The 23,406-nt window shown below is 63.5% G+C and carries 18 protein-coding genes; 4 read left to right on the top strand and 14 right to left on the bottom strand.

Translation table 11 applies throughout. The features are described from left to right. The 6 genes from R3217_01360 to R3217_01385 form a co-directional block, all read right to left on the bottom strand. Positions 1-221 (bottom strand): hypothetical protein (locus R3217_01360; GenBank protein ID MDX1454079.1); only part of this gene is annotated, 221 nt, incomplete at its 3' end. 71 nt (positions 222-292) lie between these two features. Then, on the bottom strand, positions 293-2,155 hold the full coding sequence (locus R3217_01365) for a DegV family protein (protein MDX1454080.1): 1,863 nt from the start codon (positions 2,153-2,155) through the stop codon (positions 293-295). A 43-nt stretch (positions 2,156-2,198) separates the two neighbouring features. Beyond that, complete coding sequence (locus R3217_01370) at positions 2,199-2,795, bottom strand: general secretion pathway protein GspB (GenBank protein MDX1454081.1); 597 nt, start codon at positions 2,793-2,795, stop codon at positions 2,199-2,201. Then, complete coding sequence (locus R3217_01375) at positions 2,796-4,391, bottom strand: AAA family ATPase (protein MDX1454082.1); 1,596 nt, start codon at positions 4,389-4,391, stop codon at positions 2,796-2,798. It lies immediately after the preceding gene. 67 nt (positions 4,392-4,458) lie between these two features. Next, positions 4,459-5,622: a DNA polymerase IV gene (locus tag R3217_01380; GenBank protein ID MDX1454083.1), complete on the bottom strand. Its 1,164-nt coding sequence runs from the start codon at positions 5,620-5,622 to the stop codon at positions 4,459-4,461. Positions 5,623-5,635: 13 nt separating this feature from the next. Then, positions 5,636-6,181 (bottom strand): DUF4136 domain-containing protein, encoded by a 546-nt coding sequence (locus R3217_01385; GenBank protein MDX1454084.1) that lies wholly within the window; start codon positions 6,179-6,181, stop codon positions 5,636-5,638. Between the two features lie 136 nt (positions 6,182-6,317). Here R3217_01385 and R3217_01390 point away from each other — a divergent pair, with 136 nt between their 5' ends. Then, positions 6,318-8,174, top strand: a complete 1,857-nt coding sequence (locus R3217_01390; protein ID MDX1454085.1) for a diguanylate cyclase — start codon at positions 6,318-6,320, stop codon at positions 8,172-8,174. Between the two features lie 69 nt (positions 8,175-8,243). Beyond that, positions 8,244-9,503 carry an MFS transporter gene (locus tag R3217_01395; protein ID MDX1454086.1) on the top strand — a complete coding sequence of 420 codons (1,260 nt, stop codon included), beginning with the start codon at positions 8,244-8,246 and terminating at the stop codon, positions 9,501-9,503. A 49-nt stretch (positions 9,504-9,552) separates the two neighbouring features. Here the strand turns inward: R3217_01395 and R3217_01400 are convergent, their stop codons facing one another. Beyond that, positions 9,553-9,906 (bottom strand): DUF4399 domain-containing protein, encoded by a 354-nt coding sequence (locus R3217_01400; protein ID MDX1454087.1) that lies wholly within the window; start codon positions 9,904-9,906, stop codon positions 9,553-9,555. 101 nt (positions 9,907-10,007) lie between these two features. Beyond that, positions 10,008-11,501 carry a DUF4286 family protein gene (locus tag R3217_01405; GenBank protein ID MDX1454088.1) on the bottom strand — a complete coding sequence of 498 codons (1,494 nt, stop codon included), beginning with the start codon at positions 11,499-11,501 and terminating at the stop codon, positions 10,008-10,010. A gap of 124 nt (positions 11,502-11,625) precedes the next feature. Between R3217_01405 and R3217_01410 the strand changes: the two genes are divergently transcribed. Together R3217_01410 and R3217_01415 are read left to right on the top strand one after the other, a co-directional pair. After that, the gene (locus R3217_01410; GenBank protein ID MDX1454089.1) at positions 11,626-12,810 is read left to right on the top strand and encodes an FIST N-terminal domain-containing protein; all 1,185 of its coding nucleotides are present in this window, start codon (positions 11,626-11,628) and stop codon (positions 12,808-12,810) included. Beyond that, complete coding sequence (locus R3217_01415) at positions 12,807-14,708, top strand: EAL domain-containing protein (protein MDX1454090.1); 1,902 nt, start codon at positions 12,807-12,809, stop codon at positions 14,706-14,708. The genes R3217_01410 and R3217_01415 overlap by 4 nt, the downstream gene beginning before the upstream one ends. Before the next feature lie 70 nt (positions 14,709-14,778). On the opposite strand, the gene R3217_01420 is transcribed toward R3217_01415, so the two are convergent. The 6 genes from R3217_01420 to R3217_01445 form a co-directional block, all read right to left on the bottom strand. Continuing rightward, positions 14,779-17,259, bottom strand: a complete 2,481-nt coding sequence (locus R3217_01420; protein MDX1454091.1) for an acyl-CoA dehydrogenase — start codon at positions 17,257-17,259, stop codon at positions 14,779-14,781. 101 nt (positions 17,260-17,360) lie between these two features. Then, on the bottom strand, positions 17,361-18,677 hold the full coding sequence (locus tag R3217_01425; protein ID MDX1454092.1) for an ATP-binding protein: 1,317 nt from the start codon (positions 18,675-18,677) through the stop codon (positions 17,361-17,363). Beyond that, entirely contained in the window at positions 18,674-20,032 is a 1,359-nt protein-coding gene (locus tag R3217_01430) for a sigma-54 dependent transcriptional regulator (GenBank protein ID MDX1454093.1), read from the bottom strand. The genes R3217_01425 and R3217_01430 overlap by 4 nt, the downstream gene beginning before the upstream one ends. Before the next feature lie 78 nt (positions 20,033-20,110). Then, positions 20,111-21,325, bottom strand: coding sequence for an FtsX-like permease family protein (locus tag R3217_01435; GenBank protein ID MDX1454094.1), 1,215 nt, complete (start codon positions 21,323-21,325; stop codon positions 20,111-20,113). An 11-nt stretch (positions 21,326-21,336) separates the two neighbouring features. Continuing rightward, a complete protein-coding gene (locus R3217_01440; GenBank protein ID MDX1454095.1) occupies positions 21,337-22,650 on the bottom strand; it encodes an ABC transporter permease in 1,314 nt (437 codons plus the stop codon). Between the two features lie 9 nt (positions 22,651-22,659). After that, entirely contained in the window at positions 22,660-23,391 is a 732-nt protein-coding gene (locus tag R3217_01445) for an ABC transporter ATP-binding protein (protein MDX1454096.1), read from the bottom strand. Positions 23,392-23,406 lie beyond the last annotated feature (15 nt).

Genomic DNA, 23,406 nt, shown 5'->3' on the forward strand with positions numbered 1-23,406 from the left:
CCATCCAGCAGGATGCTGCCGTGCAGGAAGGCCTCGACGGCCAGCGGGTCGTCGCTGACGAAATGGTGGGGCAGGCTGTCGGCGAAGCAGGCCTCGACGTCGAGTCGGGTCAGCGATTCATTCACGGTGACCCGGTAGAGATGCACGGACGGATCTGCGGCCTGCGCTGCCGGCGAAAGCAGGATTGCTGCCAGCAGGCAGGCGAGCCAGCAATTTCGCAACGAGCGCCTGTGTTCCGGACATGTCATGCGGTATTGGACGGCGCGGCGACAGGCGGGGTTCCCGCCCGCGCTCAATCCTCGCCGGAATAATCCTTCGGTGCCGGCGCCTCGTATTCCTGCACACCGACCACCAGCGAGCCGGGCCCGGCATGCACGCCAAGCGCGGAACCGGTGTCCATCAACCAGCTGCTTTCCACCTTCGGAATCGACTTGCACAGCAGGTCCAGCATCTGCTGGCCTTCCTTCGGCGTGTTGCAGTGGCTGACGAACACCCGCCAGGTCTTGCTGCGGTCGATGCGCTTGGAAATGAAGCGATGGAATTTCTCGACAAAGGGTTCGCGCCCGAAGAACACGCCGCCGGATTTCACCGCGCCATCCGGCTTGGCGGTCAGCACGGGGGTGATGTTCAGCAGGTCGGCGACTTTCTTCTTGCCGGCCGACACGCGGCCACCGCGCACGGCATAACTGAGGTCGCGCAAGGCGCCCCAGGTATGCGTCTTGCCGCGCATGAGCAGCGTCGCGTCGACGATGTCCTGGGCGGAGTAGCCCGCTTTCGCGCATTCGGCCGCATAGGCAACGAGCAGGCCCTGGCCGACCGAGACATTGTAGGAATCAAGCACCTCGACTGCCGCGCCATCGGCGCGTTGCGAGGCGGTTTCGGCGGCCTGCCAGGTGCCCGAGGCCTTGGCCGTCAGGTTGATCGACACGACGGCATCGTAATGGCTGCCGAGGAACTGGAACTGGCGGCGGAAATCGCCCGGTGGCGGTTGCGATGTCTTGGGATGGACCGGGTTGGATTCCAGCTCGGCGTAAAGTTCCTCGGCGGTCATGGAGACCTTGTCGAGGTAGCTCTTTTCACCGAAGTGGATGCGTACCGGCACCATGTGGATGTTCAGTTCGTCCATCAGCTGCTCGGGAATGTCGGCACCCGAGTCGGTGATGATGGCAACGCCACGCTCGCCTACCTTCGAGGCCTCTCGTGATTGCTGCAGCATGTCGTCGGCCTTCTGGCCGGAGACATTGCCGTAGCTCTCGGCCAGCTTGAAGACTTCGCGAGGCTCGTTGACGTGGATGTGGACCTTGGCCTTGCGCTTGCTGCCGGCCAGCACCAGGCTGGAGCCAAGTGCCGCCAGTTCTTCGCGCAGCTTGCGGCGATCGATGTCCTCGCCGGTGATCATGCACTCGGTGCAGTAGCGGTGGGTCAGGTCTTCGCCGTCATGGCTGAAGTCGTCTTCCTCTTCTTCGCTCGGCGCGATGGTTTCGAGCATTTCTTCCAGCTGCTTCATCGAGCCGTCACTGACGAACTCGTGGATGCCACGCAGCATGTCGACAAAACCCTCGGCGCCCGCGTCGACCACGCCGGCCTTCTTCAGCACCGGCAGCAGGTTCGGCGTATTGGCCAGCGATGCCTCGGCTGCCAGCAGGCCATGGTCGAGCATGTCCATCAGGTCGATGTTGTCGTGATCGTCGGAGTATTCCTCCAGCGCATTCGCGAAGTCGGTCAGCACGGTGATCATGGTGCCTTCGCGCGGTTCCGAGAGTGCCTCGCGGGCATACAGGGCGCCTTCCTTGACGGCCCCGATGAACTGCCGCGGGGTCATCATGCGATAGCTGGCGGCGGCATCGGAAAAACCCTGGAAGAATTGCGCAAAGATGGCGCCGGAGTTGCCGCGCGCGCCATCCAGTGCGGAATCGGCCACCACGGCCAGCAGCCGGCCGACGTGGCGCTCCATGGTATTCGACAGGCCATGCAGGATGGCAGTCAGGGTGAAGGCGATATTGGTGCCGGTATCACCGTCCGGGACCGGGAAGACATTGATCTTGTTCAGGTGTTCCTGGCGCGAAATGACACGATGGATGCCGGCCTGCAGCGCGCGCCGCAAGCGCGCGCCATCCAGGTAGGTAACGCTGGCTGACAAGCTCGCATTCGACATTGTTGTGCTCCTGCTTGTTGTGTCCGCCCTGCCTGTTGTTCCTTCAGGGCGACGCAATGGCAAATCGCTGACCGCGATACTCGAGGACGATCGAGCCCTGCTCGATACGCAACAAGGTGGGACCTTCTCGCAGTTGCTCACCCTCGGCGTAACGACGGAAATTGACCAGGACGAAGCGGTCCTCGGGTGCGGGCGCCCAGGCCAGCGCATTGATATCCAGTGCCGGCAGCGCCTCGCGGAATTCAGAGGATAGGCTATCAAGCCACGGCGCTGCCAGCGAGTCGCGTACCACGACGGCGGGCGGCGCGGGACTGGCTGTTGCCTGGTTGCGGCCGTCGGCAGCCTGGCGGGCGGCAGCGGGTGGCGGTTCGGGGCGTGTTTCGCGGGCGATGTCCGCGAGTGGCCGGACAGTTGCCGCGGCAGCGGGCTCGATCGGCGTGGTGGCCTCCTGCGGCAGCGCTTTTGCATCCAACAGGCCGCGGATGGCGAGCAGCATGACGGCCAAGGTGGCAAGCGCCAGCAGCGCCCACAGCCAGGCTGGCGGCCCAGGGCGCGCCACCGGCCCGGGCGCGAGGCGCTCTTCGGAACGTCCCGGTCGGGCTGCATCGGATTTTCGCAGGGCGTCGAGAATGATGGACATTCAGGGTCTCCGGTCGGCCAGGGTGTTGCTGGCGGCGGCCGCGTCGAGACGCGGGATCGGGCCGGTCGCCGTCGCTGACAGGCTGTTCAGGCGAATGATGCTGCGCGCCCCGGCAATGCCGTCAACCACCAGTCGCTGGTCGCGCTGGAATCGACGCAGTGCATCGCCCAGCTCCGCGTCGAAACGTTGCGGCTCGCTGTTGCTGTCGACCGGCAGGTAGCCAAGTTGCTCCAGCCGGGTCCTGAGCCAGCGCACTTCCTCGCCCTGGGCGCCCTCGCTGACAATGCGCCCGGCGGCCATGCCAGGTGGCGGACGCCACAGCGCGAGCATTTCGCCCAGCCACACCGACGCCAGTGCCTGCTGGCTGACGCGGTGTTCGGTTCCGCCAGCAGCAATTCGCCAGTTGCTCGAATCCTCGCCACCGCTGCGGCCGAGCAGCACGACCTGGTAGTCATTGCCGTCGGCATCACGCAACGCCAGGATGCTTGGCCGGTCGAGGCTGACCAGGTCGGCCCAGCCGGTGCGCTCGAACAGGCAGGCAAGGCCGGCATCCTGCGCCTGGGGGCAGGCGGGCTCGGTGCCATCGAAGTCCAGCTGCCAGCGTGCGAACAGCACGTCCAGCGCCTGCTCGCTGCCGGTCAGGTGGCGATGCTCTGCCAGCCATTGTTCGATGCCGGGTGCGGCCGGTGTTGCCGGGAACCAGTGCGCCTTGCCCAGCCACAACGCGCTCGTGGCCAGGCCGGCGGCGAGTGCCCCGGCCAGCAACCAGCGGCCGAGGCCGCTGGCGGGTGCGTGCCCGAGTGCTTCGCGGGCCGCGATGCGGACCATGCGCGCGTCGACCTGGCGCCGGTCGCGGCTGTAGGCGGCCAGCAGTGCGCGATCACAGAGGATGTTCACCAGCCGGGGAATGCCACGGCTGGCTTGCCACAGATTGCGCAGCGCGCCGTTGGTAAAGATGCGTCCCGTTGCGCCGGCGACGTCGAGGCGATGCACGATGTATTTTTCCAGCTCCTGGCGGTCCAGTGGTTCGAGGTGGTAGCGCGCGGTGATTCGTTGTGCCAGCTGCCGGAGGTCCGAGCGGGCGAGGGTGGCGCGCAGCTCCGGCTGGCCGATCAGCAGGATCTGCAGCAGCTTGTCCCGCGTGGTCTCGAGGTTGGTCAGCAGCCGTACCTGCTCCAGCAGGTCGCGTGGCAGGTTCTGGGCTTCGTCGATGATCAGCACGGTGCGGCGCCCCGCCGCATGGCTGGCCAGCAAGTGCTGGTTGAGGGCATCGATCATCGCCTGGTTGCCGGCATCGGCCGCCACCTCGACATCCAGTTCGCGACAGATGTTGCGCAGGAATTCGTCGACCGCCTGCACCGGGTTGAGCACCAGGGCGACGTCGATGTGCTCGGGAAGTTCTTCCAGCAGGCTGCGAGTCAGCGTGGTCTTGCCGGTGCCGACTTCGCCGGTCAGCTGGATGAAGCCATTGCCTTCACGAATCCCGAACAACAGGTGCGCGAGCGCTTCCGAGTGCCGCGACCCGAGGAACAGGTAGCGCGGATCGGGCGTGATGGAGAACGGGTTTTCGTCCAGGCCGAAATAGGCGGCGTACATCGCTCAGCTCTCCGGATGCTGCGCAGCAAGCGAAACCCCATGATGCCACAGGCCGGCGGGCATGATGTCAGTCGTCGCCGAGCAAGCGACCGCGCGTCACGGCAGCATCGCCAAAGCGTTCGCGCAGGCTGTCCACCACCTGGTCCAGGCGCGAGTCGCGACCGGCTTCCGCATCGGCGAACAGGTTCAACTGCGAGGCCGGCTCGAACTGCGAACATCCCAGGCCGATCAAGCGGATACGGGCCCCGTTGCGGGCCTGCCACCACTCTGCCAGCAAGGCCTGTGCCCGGGCGGCGAGGGCGCGGGTGTCCTGGGTCGCCGGGTGGAGGCTGACGGCCCGGGTATGCGTGCGAAAGTCATGTTCGCGGATCTTTACCTGCACGGTGCGGGCAGCGAGACCCTTGGCACGCAGCCGCGTGGCGACCTTGTCGGCCATGTCCAGCAACTCCCGTTCGAGCTCGGCCAGCGTGGCCAGGTCGGTCGCATAGGTCTGCTCGTGGGAGATGGACTTGTCGCTGCGCATGGCGACGACCGGGCGATCATCCCGGCCGGCCGCCAGTTGCCGGTAGCGCTCGGCCTGCTTGCCGAGAATGCCCTCGAGCACCCCGGCGGGCGACTCGCGCAGCTGGCGAAAGGTGTGCAGCCCGGCGCGCTCGAGGCGCGGCAGGGTTTTCGGCCCCAGCCCCCAGAGTCGCTTGACCGGCAATGGATCGAGGAAGGCCTGCAACTCGTCCCGGCCCACAATCACGAAGCCGGCGGGCTTTTCTATATCGGAGGCGATTTTCGCGACGAACTTGTTGGGCGCGATGCCGATGGAGACCACCAGGCCGGTGCGCTCCCGGACGGCATCCCGGAGCTGCTCGCCAATGGCACGGACCGAGCCGTACTGCCGGAGACTGCCGGTGATGTCGAGAAAGGCTTCATCCAGGGACAGGCCTTCGACCTCCGGCGTGATGTCACGCATGGCAGCAAATACCTGCGCTGACACCTCGGCGTAACGGGCCATGCGCGGCTTGACGAAAATCCCGTCCGGGCAGCGCCGCCGGGCTTCGCGCCCGGGCATGGCGGAGCGCACGCCGAATTGCCGTGCCTCGTAACTGGCCGCTGCCACCACACCGCGCGCCGAGGCACCGCCGACGATGACGGGCTTGCCACGCAGTTCGGGATGGTCGTGCTGCTCGACCGATGCGTAGAAGGCATCCATGTCGGCGTGCAGGATGACGCGTTCCATCGGTGGCAGGTACTCAGCCGCGTTCCGGCGGGTAGCTCGACAGGATGATGCGGACGATCTCGTTGATCCCGGCTTGCTGGAAGCTGGCCTGGTTCAGGCTGGCACCGCGCCAGCCGCGCCAGACCAGCTGGCCGTTGCGGGCATCGACCAGGTCGATGATGAGCAGTCCTTCTTCGTAATGGCGATCGCCACCGTAAACGGCATAGCCAACCGTGGTTCGGCGATTCCAGGGGCCGGTCCCGAATCCCAGCACGAAACTGCCAGGACGGGAACGTTGCTTGTCGGCCGTGTGGTAGGTGACCAGCAGGTCGGCTTGCCCCTCCGCGACGAAATCCAGGCCACGCTGTTGCAGGGCGTCGATGACAGCCTGGCGGACCTTGGCGTCGAGCAGTGGACTGTCGAGAATCGGGTCATCGACCGCGTCGTGGGCGGGTGCCTGCCAGCTGAAACTGCGGTACTGGCTGAAGTCTGCTGCCGGGTCGAACTCGACCAGCGGTCGGGCCGCACAGGCACTCAGCAGAAACAGCGTAAACAGGCTATAAATTAAGGGTTTATGCATGATCTCACCTCTCGCCGCAGTCTAGCATGCAGCTTGCCGGACGAACGGTAGGCAGGGCGGGACCAGGCGCACATTCCGGCATTGATTCACCCCTGTGCCGGGCTTAGGGTTATTTGACAATAACTAGAGGCTAGGCGTGTTGAGAACGGGACTGAAAATATTGCTGCCCTACAGTATCGGGCTAGCCGCGTTCGGCTGGTCGGTTCTGCTGTGGCTGTCGTATTCGCAGTCGGCCTGGCCGCTGCCCAGCGGCGAACTGTTGCTGTTCGTCGGCCTGTCCCTGTTCTTCATTTCCGGTGGCTTCTCGGGTCCGCATGTTGGCCATACCTCGCTGGACCGCCTGGCCCAGGTCGGCGCGGTACTGGTGCTCGGCACGCTGAGTGCCGGCTGGGTTGCGGCGATCACCGGCTTGCTGTGGCCGCTGCTCGACCGTCGCCACAACCGTGGTGATTTCCAGTTCCTGTTGATGCGCTCGCTGCATTCCAGCGGTATGTTCACTCTGATCGTGCTGGGTGGTGGCTACGCCTTCGAGGCATTGGGTGGCGCGACGCCGCTGGCCAGCCTGACGGCTGGCAGCGCGCTGTTGTTGCTGCTGATGGCGGCGGTCATGCAACTCATCAACGAAGCCCTGATGGCGGTCTATGCACAGTTCAACGAGGGCGACTGGCGCAAGTGGTTCTCGGGTTTCGCGACCCTGCTGGAGATCGGCACCGTGCCGCTCGGCGTGTTCTCGGCCATCGTCTACAACACGGCGAGCACCGAGATCATCCTGCTCTATGGCCTGTTGCTGGTGATGTTCATGGTCATCCTGCGCCGCTTTGCCAAGAATCACTGGGAACTGGCCGAGCGGGTCAATGCACTGACCGGCATCAACCAGGTCGGCCGTGCCATCAGCACCTCATTGATCATCGATGACCTGGCCGAGCTCGTGTTCCAGCAGTGCCGCAAGCTGATCGATTTCACGGCCTTTTTCCTCGTGCTGTACGACGAAGAGTCGGACGAGCTCGATTTCCGCCTGCACCACAACGACCTCGGCCGCCAGCCGCGCAAGCGCAAGAAGCGTGGCGAGGGCGCGATTGGCTGGATCATCCAGAACAACCGCGGGTTCCTGGTGCGCAACTGGGACGAGTCGGAGCACGAGGCCAAGCAGGCCGCGGTCATTGTCGGCCGTACCCCGGGCTCGGTGATCGGCGTGCCGGTTTCCTATGACGGCAAGGTGCTCGGTGCCATCAGCGTGCAGAGTTTCAAGGCCAACGTGTTCGACGAATCGGATTTCCACCTGTTGATGACGCTGTCCGACCAGGTGGCGATCGCCATGGCCAATGCCCGCATGTTCACGGAGCTGGATTCCTATCGCTACGAGCTCGAGGACCGGGTCGAACAACGGACCCGGGAAATCGAGGCGCAGAAGCAGGAGCTGGTGGAGCTCAGCGAATCGCTGCGCGAAACCAACGCGCAGAAGGAGAACCTGTTGCAGGAGCTCCGGCGCAAGACCGCCGAGCTGGACAGGCAGAGCAAGGAAGACAGCCTTACCGGGCTTTACAACCGCCGCTTCATGGACCAGCGCCTGGCCGAGGAATTCAAGCGCGCCGAGCGTTTCGGTCATGCCATGTCGGTGGCCGTGCTCGATGTCGATTCCTTCAAGCAGATCAACGATGGTTTCTCGCACGTGCTGGCCGATGACGTGTTGCGGAAGTTTGCCGACATCATTCGCGAGCAATGTCGCGCCATCGACATCATCTCTCGCTACGGTGGCGACGAATTCCTGCTTTGCCTGCCGGAGACGGATGTCGAGAGTGCCGCCGTGGTCTGCGAGAAGATCCGCAAGGCGGTCTGCGATTTCGACTGGCACGATCTCGATCCCGGCCTGGTCGTCACGACGTCGATCGGTGTGGCGTCCTACGATGGCAAGGATCTCAAGCAGGCCCTGCTGGCTGCCGATGCGAAGCTTTACGAAGCCAAGCGCGGTGGCCGCAACCGCGTCTGTGCCTGACACGGACTGCTGCGCATTCCCGCGCATGTTACAGTTCGCGGCTGAATTCGATCCGAAGGCACGCTACTGATGCGACGCACACTGTTGTCTCTTGCCGCATTGTTTCTCGCGATGGGAACGACCATGGCCGGCTTCGGCCACATCGGCACCTTCCTGTCGTTGCGCATGGGTGTCGAGGGATTTGCCGAATGGACCATCGGGCCGGTCATGTCCGGCTATTACGTCGGCCTGGTGATCGGCGCGACGCTCTGCCAGCGCATCGTGCAGCGGGTCGGGCACATCCGTGCTTTCAGCGTCTTTGCGGCCAGCAATTGTGCAGCCGTGCTCTTCATGCCCTTGTGGTCGGAGCCTGTCGTCTGGCTGCTGCTGCGAGTGGTCATGGGCGTGTCGGCCATGGGCATGATGATGATTGTCGAGAGCTGGCTGAACGAGCGCGCGCCGGCCGAGATTCGAGGCCGGGTGTTCTCCTTTTACATGGTGGTCAGTTTTCTCGGACTGGGTAGTGGTCAGTACCTGCTGAACATTGCCCCGATCGAGGCGGCCAATCATTTCCTGGTCATGGGCATCCTGTTCACGCTGTGCGTCCTGCCGGTGGCACTGACCTCGGCAGTGCTCCCGCAGCCGGTAGGCAACATCTCCATCAACTGGTCGCGAATCTGGAAGACAGCACCTTTCGGACTGGCCGGTGCGCTGGTCGCCGGCTCGCTGAACGGCGCGTTCTATTCCATGGCCCCGCTCTACGTGAAAGGCCTGGGTGCGGATGTTTCGCAGATTGCCAACTTCATGGCGATCAGCCTGCTGGGCGGCCTGGTGTTGCAGTTGCCGGTGGGCTTGGTATCCGATCGCTTCGATCGGCGCACGGTGCTGGCAACGCTGGCCCTGCTGCTGTCGCTGTCGTCGCTCGGCATGCTGTTCATTCCGGCCGGTCAGTTCTGGCTGTTGTACCTCGCCATCGGTGCATTCGGCGGCCTGCTGTTCACGCTCTATCCTGTCGCAGTCGCGCACACTCACGACCACTTCGATTCCAACCAGGTGGTGGTGTTGTCGGCAGCCCTGATCATCAGCTACGGGCTGGGTGCGGTGATCGGTCCGCTGCTGGTGTCGTTGCTCAACATGGTCATCGGCGCCCAGGCCTTGTTCACGACCATTGCCGTCACCTGCCTGCTGTTCGGCACCACCATCTACCTGCGGCGAGGATTCGAGACGGTCGACATCGAGGACCAGGAGCCGTTCGTGCCGGTGGCCAGCTCGACACCGGTCATCAATACGCTCGACCCGCGTGCCGATGAAGACCAGGTCACCGAAATGGAAGACGAGTACCCGGAATGAAAAAAGCCTGCCCCGAAGGGCAGGCTCTTGCGGAACGGGTCCTGTTGAATCATTCCACGGTGATGGTGATCTGCTCCGATACTACCGGTGGATCATGCGGTACATGGTTGTGATCGCCCAGCAGCAACTGCAGGGTATGGGTGCCTTTTTCCAGTTCCAGCACGACCTCTGTCTGGCCACCACCGAAATGGCGATGCTGTGCATCGCTCGGGATCGGCTGGTCCAGCGGTGGCAGGCCGGTATCGATCAACAGGTGGTGATGCCCGGTGTTGTCGCGAGCCACGCCGGCCGGCGCGACGCCCATGCCCCGCAGCCCGAAGATCACCTTCACCGGTCCGCTCACCACGGCGCCGTCCGCCGGCGACACGAAGTAGAGCTCGGTCTCGTGATCGTCGGCCGCCATTGCCGCCGGCAGCAGCAGGGCGGCAAGGCCCAGCGTGACAGCCGCGGCGAAGTGGCGCAGTGCCTGCATTCTGTTTGTCATGTCATACCTCCTCGGGTCGATCAGGTTGATTGGCGCAGCAGCGTCAGTACGGCGGTCAGTGCCAGTGTCAGCCCGGCTGCCACCACGTAGGCCAGGAACAACAGGAAGAATTTCCCGCTGGTCATCAGACGCCCCTGGCCGTAGACCACGCGCAGCGAGCGGAACAGGTAGATCGGCAGGTAGATGCCGAGAATGGTGTCCACCCAGCCACTGACCGAGCGCCAGCTTTCATAGGCATCCTCCAGCTCGCCGTTGGCGATCAGCAGGAGAATGAGCATGAAGGCGGCTGCATGGAAATGCAGGGTGAATATGAGGTGCTCGACGTAATAACGCCCGGTGAAGAAATACAGGACCTTGAGCACGAGTGCGATCAGCGGCAGGAAAATGAACATGGCCACCGGAATGTCGTCGAGCATGGCCTTGGCAAAGGCGCCCGGGTCTTCCTTGAAGGCTTCGGCACCGCGCTCGAGTCGTGCGTCGATCTCCGGAATGCCGAAACCCTGGACATGGACACCCTTGCTGCTGACCTGGACGCCGGGTCCCTGGGTCTGCGTGCCTGCTGCGTCGGAATCTTCCTGGCTGCCATCTTTGGCGGGCGGCTCGGCCGCTTCGGCCAGTTGCCGTTCTGCATAGCGTTCGCGAACGCCCGCCAGCACGTCTTCCTCGCTGGGCAGGAACGGCTCCGCCGCCTGCAGGGCGCCGCGGGTTTCGAGTGATGCTCGTTGCGATTCCAGCGCGCCGAGCGCACGCGCCTCGGCTTCTTCCAGTGTCTGCGGTTCGCTGTCGTCGTCCAGCTTGAAGTCGCCCACGTCGGCCAGCACCGTGGCAACGAAAAAGAACACGATGCTGATGAAAATGTAGAGGCGCACGGGCGGGAAGTAGGTCTGCCGGCGGCCACGGATGTACTCGGCCGTGAGGTAGCCGGGGCGGAACAGCAGCGGCACCATGGTCTTGAAAAAGCGCGAGTCGAAATTGATCAGGTCGCCAAAGAAGTCGCTGAGCAGTTCGCGCAGTGACAGCAGGTAGGTGCGATCTTCCTGGCCGCATTGGGCGCAAAAGCGTCCGGGCACCGGTTCCAGGCAGTTGCCGCAGACCGGCAGGCCGCCGGAGATGTCATCGGTCGACTGCAGCAAGGTCATGTCCGGGTCGGGCTGGTAGTCCTGGTCAGGCACGATGCGACGGCTCGCGCTCATGATCTTGCCGAAGCGGGCCATGCCCTCGGCGCGCATGCGCTTGGCATGGGTGTGCAGGTAGCTGTCCAGCTCGCGGCGGCTGCGTACCCGGTAGGCGACGGTCCGGAGCATCCGCCCTTGTTCGTCGGCGCTGCGGCCCGCATGGATGTCGGCGGCCTGGAAACCGGGGAAGGCCAGCATCTCCCGCGCATGCTGTGGCAGCCATTCATCCAGTTCGTCGATGCGTTCGGGGTCGATGGCCAGCGTCACTTCGTACACCACCGGCCGTCGACTGCCGGCAAGCCCGAACGACAATCGCCGCATGCCGTCCTGGAGACTCATTTTTCTCAATATCGGTAAGGCCATCTCATCCTCCCCAGCGTCCTCAGCATGGTAATCTTTGCGAGGGGGAATTGCATGGGCCGGGATTTGCATCGGCCACTCTTTCGAATCGGGGACTTCATTGATGATCGGTATCGGTGTTTCGCAGCTTGCTGCCACGGAAGATGCAGTCGAGGAAGTGGTTCGCGAGGCGTCCAAGCCGGTTGCCGAACCTGGCTGGGCCATTCTCGTGGTGGCGGGGCGACATGCGCCGGACAAGGTGCTTGCTGACGTCCGGGCACGCCTGAACGGCATCCCGGTCTACGGCGGTGCGGTCGTCGGGGCCATCAGTCGCCAGCACATCGGATACTCCGGTCATGAAATCGGCCTGCTGGTCTTCGACCGCAGCCACGGCCTGCCGCAGGCGCGCTGCGTCGGACCGCTGGGCGGCCGCGAAGTTGGCGTCGGCGAAGAGCTGGGTCGCTGGTTGCAGCAATCTGCCGATAGCCAGCCGGGCCAGCCTGCCGCCTTCCTTTTCTATGATGTCGTCAGATCGGACGGACTGAATCACGGCAGCCTGTTGCTGGACGGCATCTATCGCCATCTCGAAGAACATGCCATGCCGATTTTCGGCGCGGGCATGATCGCTGACTTCCAGGTGACGTCCGGCTTTGTCTTTGATGGCGAGGCGGTCGTGCGCGAGCATGCGCTGGCACTGGTTTTGCCGCCGGGTCTCGAAGTCGACGGACGGGTGATGCATGGCTGCACGCCGGTCAGTCGCCTGCTGACCATCACGCGTGCCACGGGACCCAAGCTCTACGAGCTCGATGGCAAGCCGGCGGCAGAGACCCTGCAGGACCTCGCGGGTGGCAAGGGCGTGGCCCTGTCGTTCTCGGTGCTGCTTGGCCGCCGCATGGGTGATCCGATGGCGCCCTTCAAGGAGACCGAGTTCGTCAACCGACTGATCATCGATGTCAACGAAGATGATGGCAGCGTCTCCTTGTTCGAAACCGACTTCGAGGCAGGCGACAAGGTCCAGGTAATGTTCCGCAACAACGATTTCCTGATGGATTCCGTGGATGCCGGCGTGGCGGCCATGGTGGCCGAGGATGCACCGCCGCTGCTTGCGATGTACATCGACTGCGCCGGACGCGCTTCGATATTTACCGGCTCCGAGGGCGAGGAAGCCGATCGCCTGCGCAGCGCGCTCGGCAGGACACCGCTGTTCGGCTTCTACGCAGGCCGGGAGATCGCCCCGTATGGCGGTCGCAGCCGGCCACTCGACTGGACTGGCGTGCTGGTTGTTCTCAAGGAGGGCGAGCAGGCTTGACTGACGACATCCAGAAAGAACGCGATTACTACCGCAGCCTGAGTGACGATCTCGGCGGCCAGTTGCTGCGCGTGCGCGACGAGCATACGCGCGCCATGAACATCGCGCGCCGCTCGCGCTCGACGGCGACATTGATTCGCAAGCTGTATCGCATGGATCACATGAGTCTCGATCTCGACAGCCTGTCGCGCATGTTCCTCGAGACCGCGACGGAGGCGCTCACGGTCGAGGGGGGCGTGCTGTTCAGGATCGCCGACAAGGGTACCGAGCTCCAGGTCAGCGCCGCGCTGGACTGCGAGCTCTCCGAGGATGTCGACCTGCACGAAGCGGAAGTGCCGCATGGCTTTCATTTCCGCAATTCCTCCGGCGAGCCGACGCCGTTCGATCGCAAGCTGGCGCGTCTCACCGGCATGCCCTATTTCGTCTGGGCTTACGACTCCGGTTCGGGTCACGCGGTCCTGCTCGGCAATCGCCGCGAGGACCTGCAGCTGCGACAACGATTCACTGCCGAAGATCGCGAGATCATGGAGGCTGCGCTCGACGTGTTCGTCAACATTGCCGAGCGGAAGCGAGTCGAGCGCCAGCTCGTGCACGATGCCTTTCATGACGTCCTCACCGGCCTGCCGAACCGCTCCCTGTTCATCGAGCATCTCGACCAGGCCATGCGCCGGGCGCAGCGTGCCGATTCGATCTTTTCGGTGCTGTTCCTGGACCTCGATCGCTTCAAGGTGATCAATGACAGCCTGGGTCATGCGGTCGGCGACGAGCTGCTGAAGGGAATTGCCGAGCGCATCCAGAGCTCGCTGCGTCCGGGTGACGTGGTGGCACGGCTGGGCGGCGACGAGTTCGCCGTGCTGGCCGACGGCCTGTCGGAAGCGGGCGAAGCAGTACAGGTTGCCGAGCGCATCCACGATGCCCTGCAGGAACCGTTCGACCTCCATGGGCAGTCGGTGTTCACCTCGGCCAGCATCGGCATTGCCAAATCGGCCGAGCGTTATGCCGATGGCGACGAACTGCTGCGCGATGCGGATATCGCGATGTACAGTGCCAAGGAACTCGGTGGCGCCGCCCACAAGCTGTTCGACTCCGACATGCATGTCGGCCTGGTATCGCGCCTGAAGCTGGAAACCGACCTGCGACACGCGCTGGAGCGCGAGGAGATGCGTGTCTCCTACCAGCCCATCATCGACCTGCAGGCCGACTCGATGGTCGGTTTCGAGGCCCTGTTGCGCTGGAAGCATCCGGTCAAGGGACTGATCCGGCCGAAGGAATTCATCACCATGGCCGAGGAGACCGGCATGATCCTGCCGATCGGCCGCTGGTTGCTGGATCAGGTCCTGCGTCAGCACAAGCAATGGCGTGCCGTGCACGAGCAGGACTTTTTCATCAGCGTGAACCTGTCGGATCGCGAATTCCTGCAGCCCGAGTTCACCAGCCTGCTGGAAGACTTGCTGGCGAAATACGACACGCCGTCCGGGGCTCTGGAAATCGAGCTGACCGAGCGCATGCTGATGCACTATGCCAAGCTGCAGAACGATACCTTGCCGTACCTGCGTGACAAGGGCATTTCCATCGCCATCGATGACTTCGGCACGGGCTATTCCTCGTTGAGCCGCCTGCAACGCCTGCCGATCGACAAACTGAAGATCGACATGTCCTTCATTCGTGGCATGGAGCGGTCTTTGGAAAACCTGGAGATCGTGCGCACCATCCTGGCCATGGGCCACAACCTCGGCATGCAATGCGTGGCAGAGGGTATCGAGGAGAAGTCCCAGGCACGGCAGTTGCGCAAGCTCGGCTGCGACCATGGCCAGGGTTTCCTGTTCGCCAAGCCCGAGCGGGCGCCGCACTGCGAAGAAGCCTTTGGCAAGCGCCGCTGGTTGCCGTTCTTCAAGTGACGGCGTTTCTGCCGCGCAGGAAAAAAGGCAGCCAGTGGCTGCCTTTTTTCATCGTGCGCCCGTTGCGCGGTCAGTCACGTACCGCCTTGGTCTGCTCCAGCGTGACGTCCAGCGGATCGGTACCGAGCTCGCTCGGCAGGAAGTCGTCCACCGAGATGATCTTCAGCGTCTGCTCGCGCAGCATGCGCAGGAGCTCCGCATCGTCCTTGTCGATCACCTCGCGCGCCAGCGCCACGTCGATGATGTCCTCGCGGGCATCGTCGGGCAGTACGCCTTCCTTCTGGGCTTCGCGAATGCGCTTCTCCAGCGGTTCGGCCTGGATGGCCAGGCGCATCGTGGCGTCCATGATGCCGATGTTGTCGTTCTGGTCGCCGGTGTAGACGCCACTGGTCAGGCGATCCCGGCTGGACGAGGGATTGATCAGCAATTCATTGATGCGGTTGCCGAGCCGGTCCGATGGCGCCGAGTAGTTGCGGCCCGTCGGGAACACCAGCATGCGCAGCAGCACCGCGACGAAGCGGTTCGGGAAGTTGCGCAGCACGCCGTGCAACTGCTCCTGCAGCTGGTAGATCAGGTCTCGACAGACCCACTCGACGAGGGGCAGGTCGTCGCTCGGCCGGCCCTGGTCTTCGAAGTGCTTCAGGGTGCAGGAGGCGAGATACATGTAGCTCAGCATGTCGCCGAGGCGCGCCGAGATCTTCTCCTTGCGCTTCAGGGTACCGCCCATGGTCAGCATGGCGGCATCGGCAACCAGTGCGAAGGCCGCGCTGTAGCGATTGATGTGCTGGTAGTAGCGGCGCGTTCCACCCTTGGTCGGCACGCCGGTATAGCGCGCGTGCGTGGCGGCCATGATGAAAGCGCGCACGGCATTCGAGAAGGCGAAGCCGATGTGGCCCCACAGGGCCTTGTCGAATTCCACCAGCCGCTGCTTCTCGTCTTCCAGCATGCCGGCCTTCATCTCGTGCAGCACGTAGGGATGCGAGCGAATCGCGCCCTGGCCGAAGATCATCAGGGAGCGGGTGAGGATGTTGGCGCCCTCGACCGTAATGGCGATTGGCACCGACTGGTAGCCACGGCCGATGTAGTTCAGCGGGCCCAGGCAGATGGCCTTGCCGCCATGCACGTCCATGGCATCGTCGGAAACCTTCCGCGCCATTTCGGTGACATGGTACTTGACGATGGCCGACGGCACGGCCGGTACTTCGCCCTGGTCGACGGCGGCCGCCGTTACCAGGCGTGCGGCATTCATGGCATAGAGACGGCCACCCATGCGGGCAATCGCTTCACCAACACCTTCGAAGCGGCCGATCGGCATGTTGAACTGCTTGCGAATGCGGGCATAGGCACCGGTCGAGAACACACCGAGCTGCGCACCGCCGGTAGTGTTCGACGGCAGCGAGATCGAACGGCCTTCCGACAGGCATTCGACCAGCATGCGCCAGCCCTGGCCGGCCATCTCGGGACCACCGATGATGGTGTCCAGCGGCACGAAGATGTCCTTGCCTTCGATCGGTCCGTTCTGGAACGGAATGTTCAGCGGGAAATGCCGGCGACCGATCTTCAGGCCTTCCGTATCACGCGGAATCAACGCACAGGTGATGCCGTAGTCGACCTTGTCCTTGTCGCCCAGCAGGCCGTCGGGGTCGTACAGCTTGAATGCCAGGCCGATGACCGAGGCAATCGGTGCGAGCGTGATGTAGCGCTTGGAGAAGGTCAGCTTCAAGCCGACCACGTCCTTGCCGTCGACCTTCTGCTTGCAGACCACGCCGGTGTCCGGGATGGAGCCGGCATCGGAACCGGCCCACGGGCCGGTCAGGGCGAAGCAGGGCACTTCCCTGCCATCAGCCAGGCGCGGCAGGTAATGGTTCTTCTGTTCTTCCGTGCCATATTTCAGCAGCAGCTCGGCGGGGCCAAGGGAGTTCGGCACGGCAACGATCGATGCGGCCGTCGGCGAACGCGAGGCAATCTTCACCAGCACTTCGGAATTGCCGACCGCGGAAAACTGGCGGCCGCCGAATTCCTTCGGAATGATCATGGCGAAGAAGCCCTTCTGCTTCAGGTAATCCCACACTTCCGGCGGCAGGTCGCCCCACTCGTGGGTGATCTTCCATTCGTCCAGCATGCCGCACAGCTCTTCGACCTCGTTCGCCAGGAACTGCTTTTCCTCGTCCGACAGGCCGGCCTTCGGATACTGCAGGAACTTGTCCCAGTCCGGTGCGCCGGTAAACAGGTCGCCATCCCACCAGACCGTGCCTGCTTCCAGGGCTTCCTGCTCGGTCGCCGACATTTCCGGCATGATCTTGCGATAGATCTTCAGTACCGGTCGGGTCAGCAGGTTGCGCCGCAGCGGCGTCACGTTGAGGAACGCGGCAATCGTGCCGAACACGCCCCACAGGATGACAAGCCAGAAGTGGCCTGGATCACCTTGCCAGGTGTACAGCGCCAGGGTGGCGGCAATGAGGACAGTTGCTGGCAGGAGTCGGGTCCGCTTGTAGAAAACGGCAAGAACGACACCCAGGACCAGCAGGAACCAGAAGAGGGACAACCACATGGTAGTGCTCCTAGCTGCGAGGGATGGTCGGCGCATTCAAACGCCCGTTGGACCATCCACTATAACGGTCGAGCAGGGGAGATTGAAGGGCGGGCCGCGCCTCAGCGCGGGGCCGGTTGTGGCAGCCAGAAAGAGGCTTCCAGGCCACCCTGCTTGCGGTTTCTCAGCGCGAGCCGACCGCCGTGGGCCTCGATGATCTCGCGGCATAACGGCAGGCCGAGGCCGGAGCCGGCCTTCTTGGTGGAATAGAACGGCACCAGCGCGTGACGCAGCACGTTCTCCGACATGCCGTCGCCCTGGTCCATGACACGGATCAGCAGCCGCGGGCCTTCGAACTGGACGGCCAGGTGGATGTGCTCCGGCGCGCTGCCGGACTCGCTGGCGTTCTTCAGCAGGTTCAGCATCACCTGCTGCAGCTGGGCGGCATCGAACCAGGCTGTACGCTCTGGCAGGTCGCCGTCGAGGGTGAAGCTGTACATCGCTGCCAGCTGCTCGACAAACGCCTCGAGATCGACCTCGACCACTTCCGGTGTCGGCAGCTTGGCAAATTTTGCATAGCCTTCGATGAAGCCCTTCAACTGCTGCGAGCGTTCTTCGATGCTGCGGAAGACGCTCGCCAGTCTTTCGCTGTCATTGCGGCGGTTCAGTTCCTGGCCGCTGTGCGCCAGCGACGAGATCGGCGCCAGCGAATTGTTCAGTTCGTGCGATATCACCCGGATGACCTTCTTCCAGGTCGAGACTTCCTGTCGGTTGATTTCATGGGTCATGGCCTTGAACAGCACCAGGTGGTGGCGTCGGCCGTTGAGGCTGAACTGGCCGTGCGAGACATGGTAGATGTCTTCCTCGCGCGCGGTTTCGACGGTAAACAGCCCTTCCTGGACTTCGCTGACGGCAAGCGCCAGCTCCGGTCGCTTGTCAGCGACCATCGCCTGCATGCCCATGCCTTCGAGTCGATGCCCGTCGTTGAAGAACTGCCTTGCCGCCGGATTGGAATACACGATGCGATCATGTGGATCGGCCAGCAGCATTGCCACCGGTGACGCCTGGATGACGGAATCGAGCAACAGTTCGCGCTGGAACAGGTTCTGCCGTTCGCGACGCAGTACATTGCCGACCTCGTTGTAGGCCGCCACCAGGTCGCCGAGTTCATCCTGGCGGTCAGTGCCCAGGCTGACACTGAAGTCGCCGTCCTTGAAGGAGGCGACACCATCGGCAAGCGCCTGCAGGATGCGGGTGACGGGCTTCGTGAAGCCACGGCCGACGAACAGCGCTGCCAGGATGCCGACCAGGCCGCCGAGCGCGAGGCCAAGCCAGAGATTCTCGAGCAGCCAGGTTGCCAGCGCACCGCAGAGAATGCCGATCGCGGTGGTGCCGACCAGGAAGAAGACGAAGCGGCCTTCCAGCGACAGCGTTTTCACGAAGTTTCCGAGGAGACGTTGCCGTTATCGCCATCCGTCGCCGTGATGTCGAATTTCTCCATGCGACGGTAGAAGGCCTGGCGACTCATGCCCAGTGCCTTTGCCGCGCGGGCGACCACGCCATCGGCTTCGGCCAGTGCGGCACGGATGTCATCGGCATCCGGTTCGCCGCTGGCTGGCTGGTGCGGCAGGTTGAAGTCACCGGCTTCGAGTAGCTTGCCGCTGGCAAGCACCGCAGCGCGCTGCAACTGGTTGCCCAGTTCGCGCACGTTGCCCGGCCAGTCGTAATCGTGCAGTGCCTTGCGAGCCGCCTCGCTCAGTGACACGCCCTCGGGCAGCAGCGATTCGGCAATCGGCAGGATGTCCTCGCGGCGGGCCTTCAGTTCCGGCAGCTTCAGCTCGATGACATTGAGGCGATAGTAGAGGTCCTCGCGAAATTCACCCTGGCGGATCATCTTCGTCAGGTCGGCATTGGTCGCGCTGATGATTCGCACCGACACCTTGCGTGTCTTCGTGCTGCCCAGCCGCTCGAACTCGCCGGTCTGCAGCACGCGCAGCAGTTTCATCTGGCCGTCCAGTGGCAGGTTGCCGATCTCGTCCAGGAACAGGGTGCCACCGTCGGCCGCCTCGAAGCGGCCTTCGCGCGCCTTGTTGGCGCCGGTATACGCGCCGGCCTCGGCGCCAAACAGCTCGGCTTCCATCAGGTCGGCGGGCAGGGCACCGACGTTCACCTTTATATAGGGACCGTCGCGAACCGCCGAATTCAGCTGCACGATATCGGCCAGCTTTTCCTTGCCGGCGCCGTTCGGACCGCTGATCAGGACCGGCAGTTCGGAGCGCGCCACGCGGGTCGCCACCGACACCAGTTCGTGCATGGCTGCCGAGGCATAGATGATGCCTCCAAGGTCGAATTCTTCCGCCAGCGTCTGCTGGCGCGTACTCATTGATTCGCTCAATTCACGATGGGCACGCGACAGCTTGCCAAGGTGCAGAAGATTGCGCAGCGTGGCCACCAGCTTGCGGTCGTCCCAGGGCTTGCCGAGGTAATCGGCAGCACCGGCCTTGACGAGATCGACCGCCTGGTCGAGATGCGTCCAGGCCGTCAGCAGGATGATCGGCATGTCGGGCCGCTGCTCGCGGATCTTCCGGAACAGCTCGACACCTTCCTCGCCAGAGGTGGTGTCGGTGGAAAAATTCATGTCCTGGATGACCAGGTCGTAGTCGTGCGTCGCGAGTCGTGCCAGGCCGCGGGCCGGCGTCTCCGCCCAGGCCGTGTCGATGTCTTCCAGCGACAGCAACACCTCGAGTGCTTCGTACACCGCTTCGTTGTCGTCAATGACCAGCACGGTCGGCATGAATTTTCCCCCCGTAAAAAGGGCGGGTCATCCGACCCGCCCGTTGATTCTAACCGAAGCTTGCAACGTCGTCCGGCTTCACACGCTGCGAGTCGCCATGGCCGGCGGGACACGGGTGGCGCGTTGCGCGGGACCCAGCACGGCCAGCACCGCAAGCAGCAGCAAGCCAATGACAATCGGCAGCAACTGGTACCACTCGATGCGCGGCACGCCGAAGTTGGTGCCGAGCAGCCAGCTCAGTCCCATCGACAGCACCGTGCCCAGGGCGACACCCAGCAGCGCGATCAGGCCACCTTCCAGCAGGAAGTAACGCAGGATGTCGGCCTTGGTGGCGCCGAGGGCGCGACGCGTGCCGATCTGCTTGCGACGCTGGTTGACGTTGAAGGCAGCAAGGCCCAGCGTGCCGAGCGCCGTGATGCCGATAAGCAACCAGCTGACGATCGACAGCAGGCCGACCATCGCCGTGTTCTCGGCATAACTGCGCATCTTGTAGTCCTGCAGCGTCCGCACGGTGGTCACCACGCGCTCGCGGTTCGACTGCTGCAGCGCCGTTTCGATTTCCGGCATCAGCTTGTCGGCCATGCCAGGCTCGGTATGGATCATGAAGCCGAGGGCATTCTGCGCGCTGATGCGTCCGTAGATCATGACGTGGTCGACGTTGTTCCAGGACAGCCACGGGCCCTGCATGTGCTTGATGATGCCGACGACACGGCGCGGCTGGTCAAGCCCGTTGTAGACCATGCTTTCCAGGGCATTGCCTTCCGGGAACAGCTTGTCGGCAACAGTGCGGGTGATGACGACGGCCGGCGTGATCTCGTCCAGGTCGTCCTCGCCCTGGTAGTAGACCTCTTCCGGCAGGAACCAGCGGCCTTCGTCGAGTTCCAGTCCCAGTGCATCCTGCAGGTATTGGTCACCGTTGTAGTAGGCGATGCCCTCGCTGATGACACCTTCGCCCTCGCCGGGCTGGTTCTTGAAGGTGCTCGAGCTGCCACCACCGCTCAGCGGGGCCCGGTTCATGTAACCGACATGGGTCACGCCGGGAATCGCCAGCAGCGTGTCGCGATCCTCGTTCCAGGTCCGGAGCTGGTCGTAGGTTTCGGTGAAACCGATCGAGCTGGCAAAGACGATGTTGCCTTCATCCATGCCGGTCGGTCGCGCCATGATGTCCTCGCGCTCGTTGATGATCTGCATCGAGTTCGCGATCAGCGCCATGGTGATGGCGATCTGCAAGGCGATCAGGATGGGTCCGGTCTTGTTCCGCAGCATGGCGGAGAGAATGGGTCTGATTTCCATGATGTTTCTCCTTACTGCGTCTTCAGGTAGCCGGCAGGCGGCACGCGACAGATCTGGAACGAGGGCCACAGGCCGGCGGCCAGGCTGGCCAGGATCGATACGCCGATCGCGATCGAGATCAGTTCGACATCCATGTCCACCGGCCCGTCGTACTTCATCAGGATCTTGATCAGTTGCAGGCCGGCGGCCGTCACGCCGATGCCGAGCAGGCCACCGACCACGCCGATGAAGCCGCACTCCGCCATCTGCTGGCGGAAGATGGCCCAGCGCGAGGCACCCAGTGCCCGGCGCACGCTGATCTCTCCCGTCCGGCCCATGAACTTGGCCAGCAGCAGCCCGACCGTGTTCAGCAGGCAGACCACCAGGAACAGCGCCGACAGCGCGACGAGCACGCGCACGTCATCCGGCATGACCTGGTTGACGCGCATCCACTCTTCCGGGTTCCAGATGGTGGTGTTCTCCGGGCGCGTCACGCGACCGATTTCCTGCTGCTCGGCAACATAGCCGGCGAGGTAGTCACGGTAGTCCTGTTGCTGGCTCGGTGTATCGAGTTGCACCCAGTACTGCAGCCAGACACAGGCACCCGCGAGGAAGTCCTGGTAGGTTTCCAGGCGCTCGTTCTTCCAGCAGTTGGTGTTGCCCCAGCGATCCGGCTCGATCGTGTGCTGCAGCTCGAAGGGCAGGTAGAACGCTTCGCTGGGGTTCATCGAGCCATTCGTCAGGTCGTAATATTTCGGACGGGGCTCCCAGTCATCCAGCACGCCGACGACGGTGTATTCGTAATCGTCCATCCTGATGGTACGACCGACGCTGTTCTCGCCGCCGAAGACCTTGTCGTTCATTTTCTTCGACAGCACGGTGACGAAATCGCCGCTTTCGTCGGTGGCTTCGTTCCAGGCGCTGCCATAAAGGAAGGGCACGTCGAACATCTCGAAGAAGTCGTTCTTGGTCATGCGGCCGCCGTCGAGATAAGGCGCGACTTCCAGGTTCTCCGGCTGCACGACCACGCCCATCTTGAACATCGGCGTGGAGTAGCTCGGAATGTCGGATTGCTCCAGCGCCATGGCGTCCATGTAGGTCAGCTGTTCCGGTGCCAGTTCGGTACGACCGGAATCCCGCGGCCGCTCCGGATTCCAGGTGTCGAGATGCACGGTGTAGAGCTGGTCGTTCTTGTACCAGATGGGGTTGCCACCCATGATGTGCATCACCGAGTAGGTGGTCATGAAGGCACCGATGCCGACGGCAATTGCCAGCATCATCAGGCCACTGAGAATCGGATTGCGCTTGATGCTCAGTGCCGCCAGTTTTGCGTAATAGGTCAACATGGCATCACCTCAGTCGTTGGTGCCGGTGGCTTCGACCAGCTCTTCGGTTCGGTGTGCGTGGGCCTGCTCGAACTCGGTGAAATCCGTCACCTGGCCATCCATCACATGCACGTTGCGCTGGGCGCGTCGCGCCAGTTCAGGATCATGCGTGACCATAACGATGGTCGTGCCCTGCGCATTGATATCTTCCAGCAGCTCCAGCACCTGGCGCGCCATCAGCGAATCGAGGTTGCCGGTCGGTTCGTCGGCCAGGATGATGCGCGGCTCGCCAGCCAGTGCTCGGGCAATGGCCACGCGCTGCTGCTGGCCGCCTGAAAGCTGCGAAGGCAGGTGCTTCATGCGTGATGCCAGGCCGACACGTTCCAGCGACTGCTCGATACGCTGCTTGCGCTCGCTGGCGGAAAAGCCGCGATAGCGCAGTGGCACGTCGACGTTGTCGAACAGGTTCAGGTCGGGAATCAGGTTGAAGCCCTGGAAGATGAAGCCGATCTTCTGGTTGCGGATCTTCGAGCGCTGCGTGTCACTGAGTTTCGACACGTCTTCGTTGTCCAGCAGGTAGGTGCCGGCTTCGAAGCTCTCCAGCAGGCCGGCGATGTTCAGGAAGGTTGTCTTGCCGGAGCCCGACGGGCCGGTCACGGCAACAAACTCGCCTTCCTTCACTTCCAGGCTGAACTCGCGCAGCGCATGCGTCTCCACCAGGTCGGTCCGGTAGACTTTCTTGATCTCGTTCATCTTCAACATGTTGTTTCCCCTTTT

Source organism: Gammaproteobacteria bacterium, assembly GCA_033720895.1.
Taxonomy (GTDB): Bacteria; Pseudomonadota; Gammaproteobacteria; order Natronospirales; family JAJUFS01; genus JAWWBS01.

Excerpts from the sequence above, each read along its gene's own strand:
- R3217_01365 (MDX1454080.1), bottom strand. The coding sequence starts at position 2,155 with ATGTCGAATGCGAGCTTGTCAGCCAGCGTTACCTACCTGGATGGCGCG.
- R3217_01370 (MDX1454081.1), bottom strand. The coding sequence starts at position 2,795 with ATGTCCATCATTCTCGACGCCCTGCGAAAATCCGATGCAGCCCGACCG.
- R3217_01375 (MDX1454082.1), bottom strand. The coding sequence starts at position 4,391 with ATGTACGCCGCCTATTTCGGCCTGGACGAAAACCCGTTCTCCATCACG.
- R3217_01380 (MDX1454083.1), bottom strand. The coding sequence starts at position 5,622 with ATGGAACGCGTCATCCTGCACGCCGACATGGATGCCTTCTACGCATCG.
- R3217_01385 (MDX1454084.1), bottom strand. The coding sequence starts at position 6,181 with ATGCATAAACCCTTAATTTATAGCCTGTTTACGCTGTTTCTGCTGAGT.
- R3217_01395 (MDX1454086.1), top strand. The coding sequence starts at position 8,244 with ATGCGACGCACACTGTTGTCTCTTGCCGCATTGTTTCTCGCGATGGGA.
- R3217_01400 (MDX1454087.1), bottom strand. The coding sequence starts at position 9,906 with ATGGCGGCCGACGATCACGAGACCGAGCTCTACTTCGTGTCGCCGGCG.
- R3217_01405 (MDX1454088.1), bottom strand. The coding sequence starts at position 11,501 with ATGAGTCTCCAGGACGGCATGCGGCGATTGTCGTTCGGGCTTGCCGGC.
- R3217_01410 (MDX1454089.1), top strand. The coding sequence starts at position 11,626 with ATGATCGGTATCGGTGTTTCGCAGCTTGCTGCCACGGAAGATGCAGTC.
- R3217_01420 (MDX1454091.1), bottom strand. The coding sequence starts at position 17,259 with ATGTGGTTGTCCCTCTTCTGGTTCCTGCTGGTCCTGGGTGTCGTTCTT.
- R3217_01430 (MDX1454093.1), bottom strand. The coding sequence starts at position 20,032 with ATGCCGACCGTGCTGGTCATTGACGACAACGAAGCGGTGTACGAAGCA.
- R3217_01435 (MDX1454094.1), bottom strand. The coding sequence starts at position 21,325 with ATGGAAATCAGACCCATTCTCTCCGCCATGCTGCGGAACAAGACCGGA.
- R3217_01440 (MDX1454095.1), bottom strand. The coding sequence starts at position 22,650 with ATGTTGACCTATTACGCAAAACTGGCGGCACTGAGCATCAAGCGCAAT.
- R3217_01445 (MDX1454096.1), bottom strand. The coding sequence starts at position 23,391 with ATGTTGAAGATGAACGAGATCAAGAAAGTCTACCGGACCGACCTGGTG.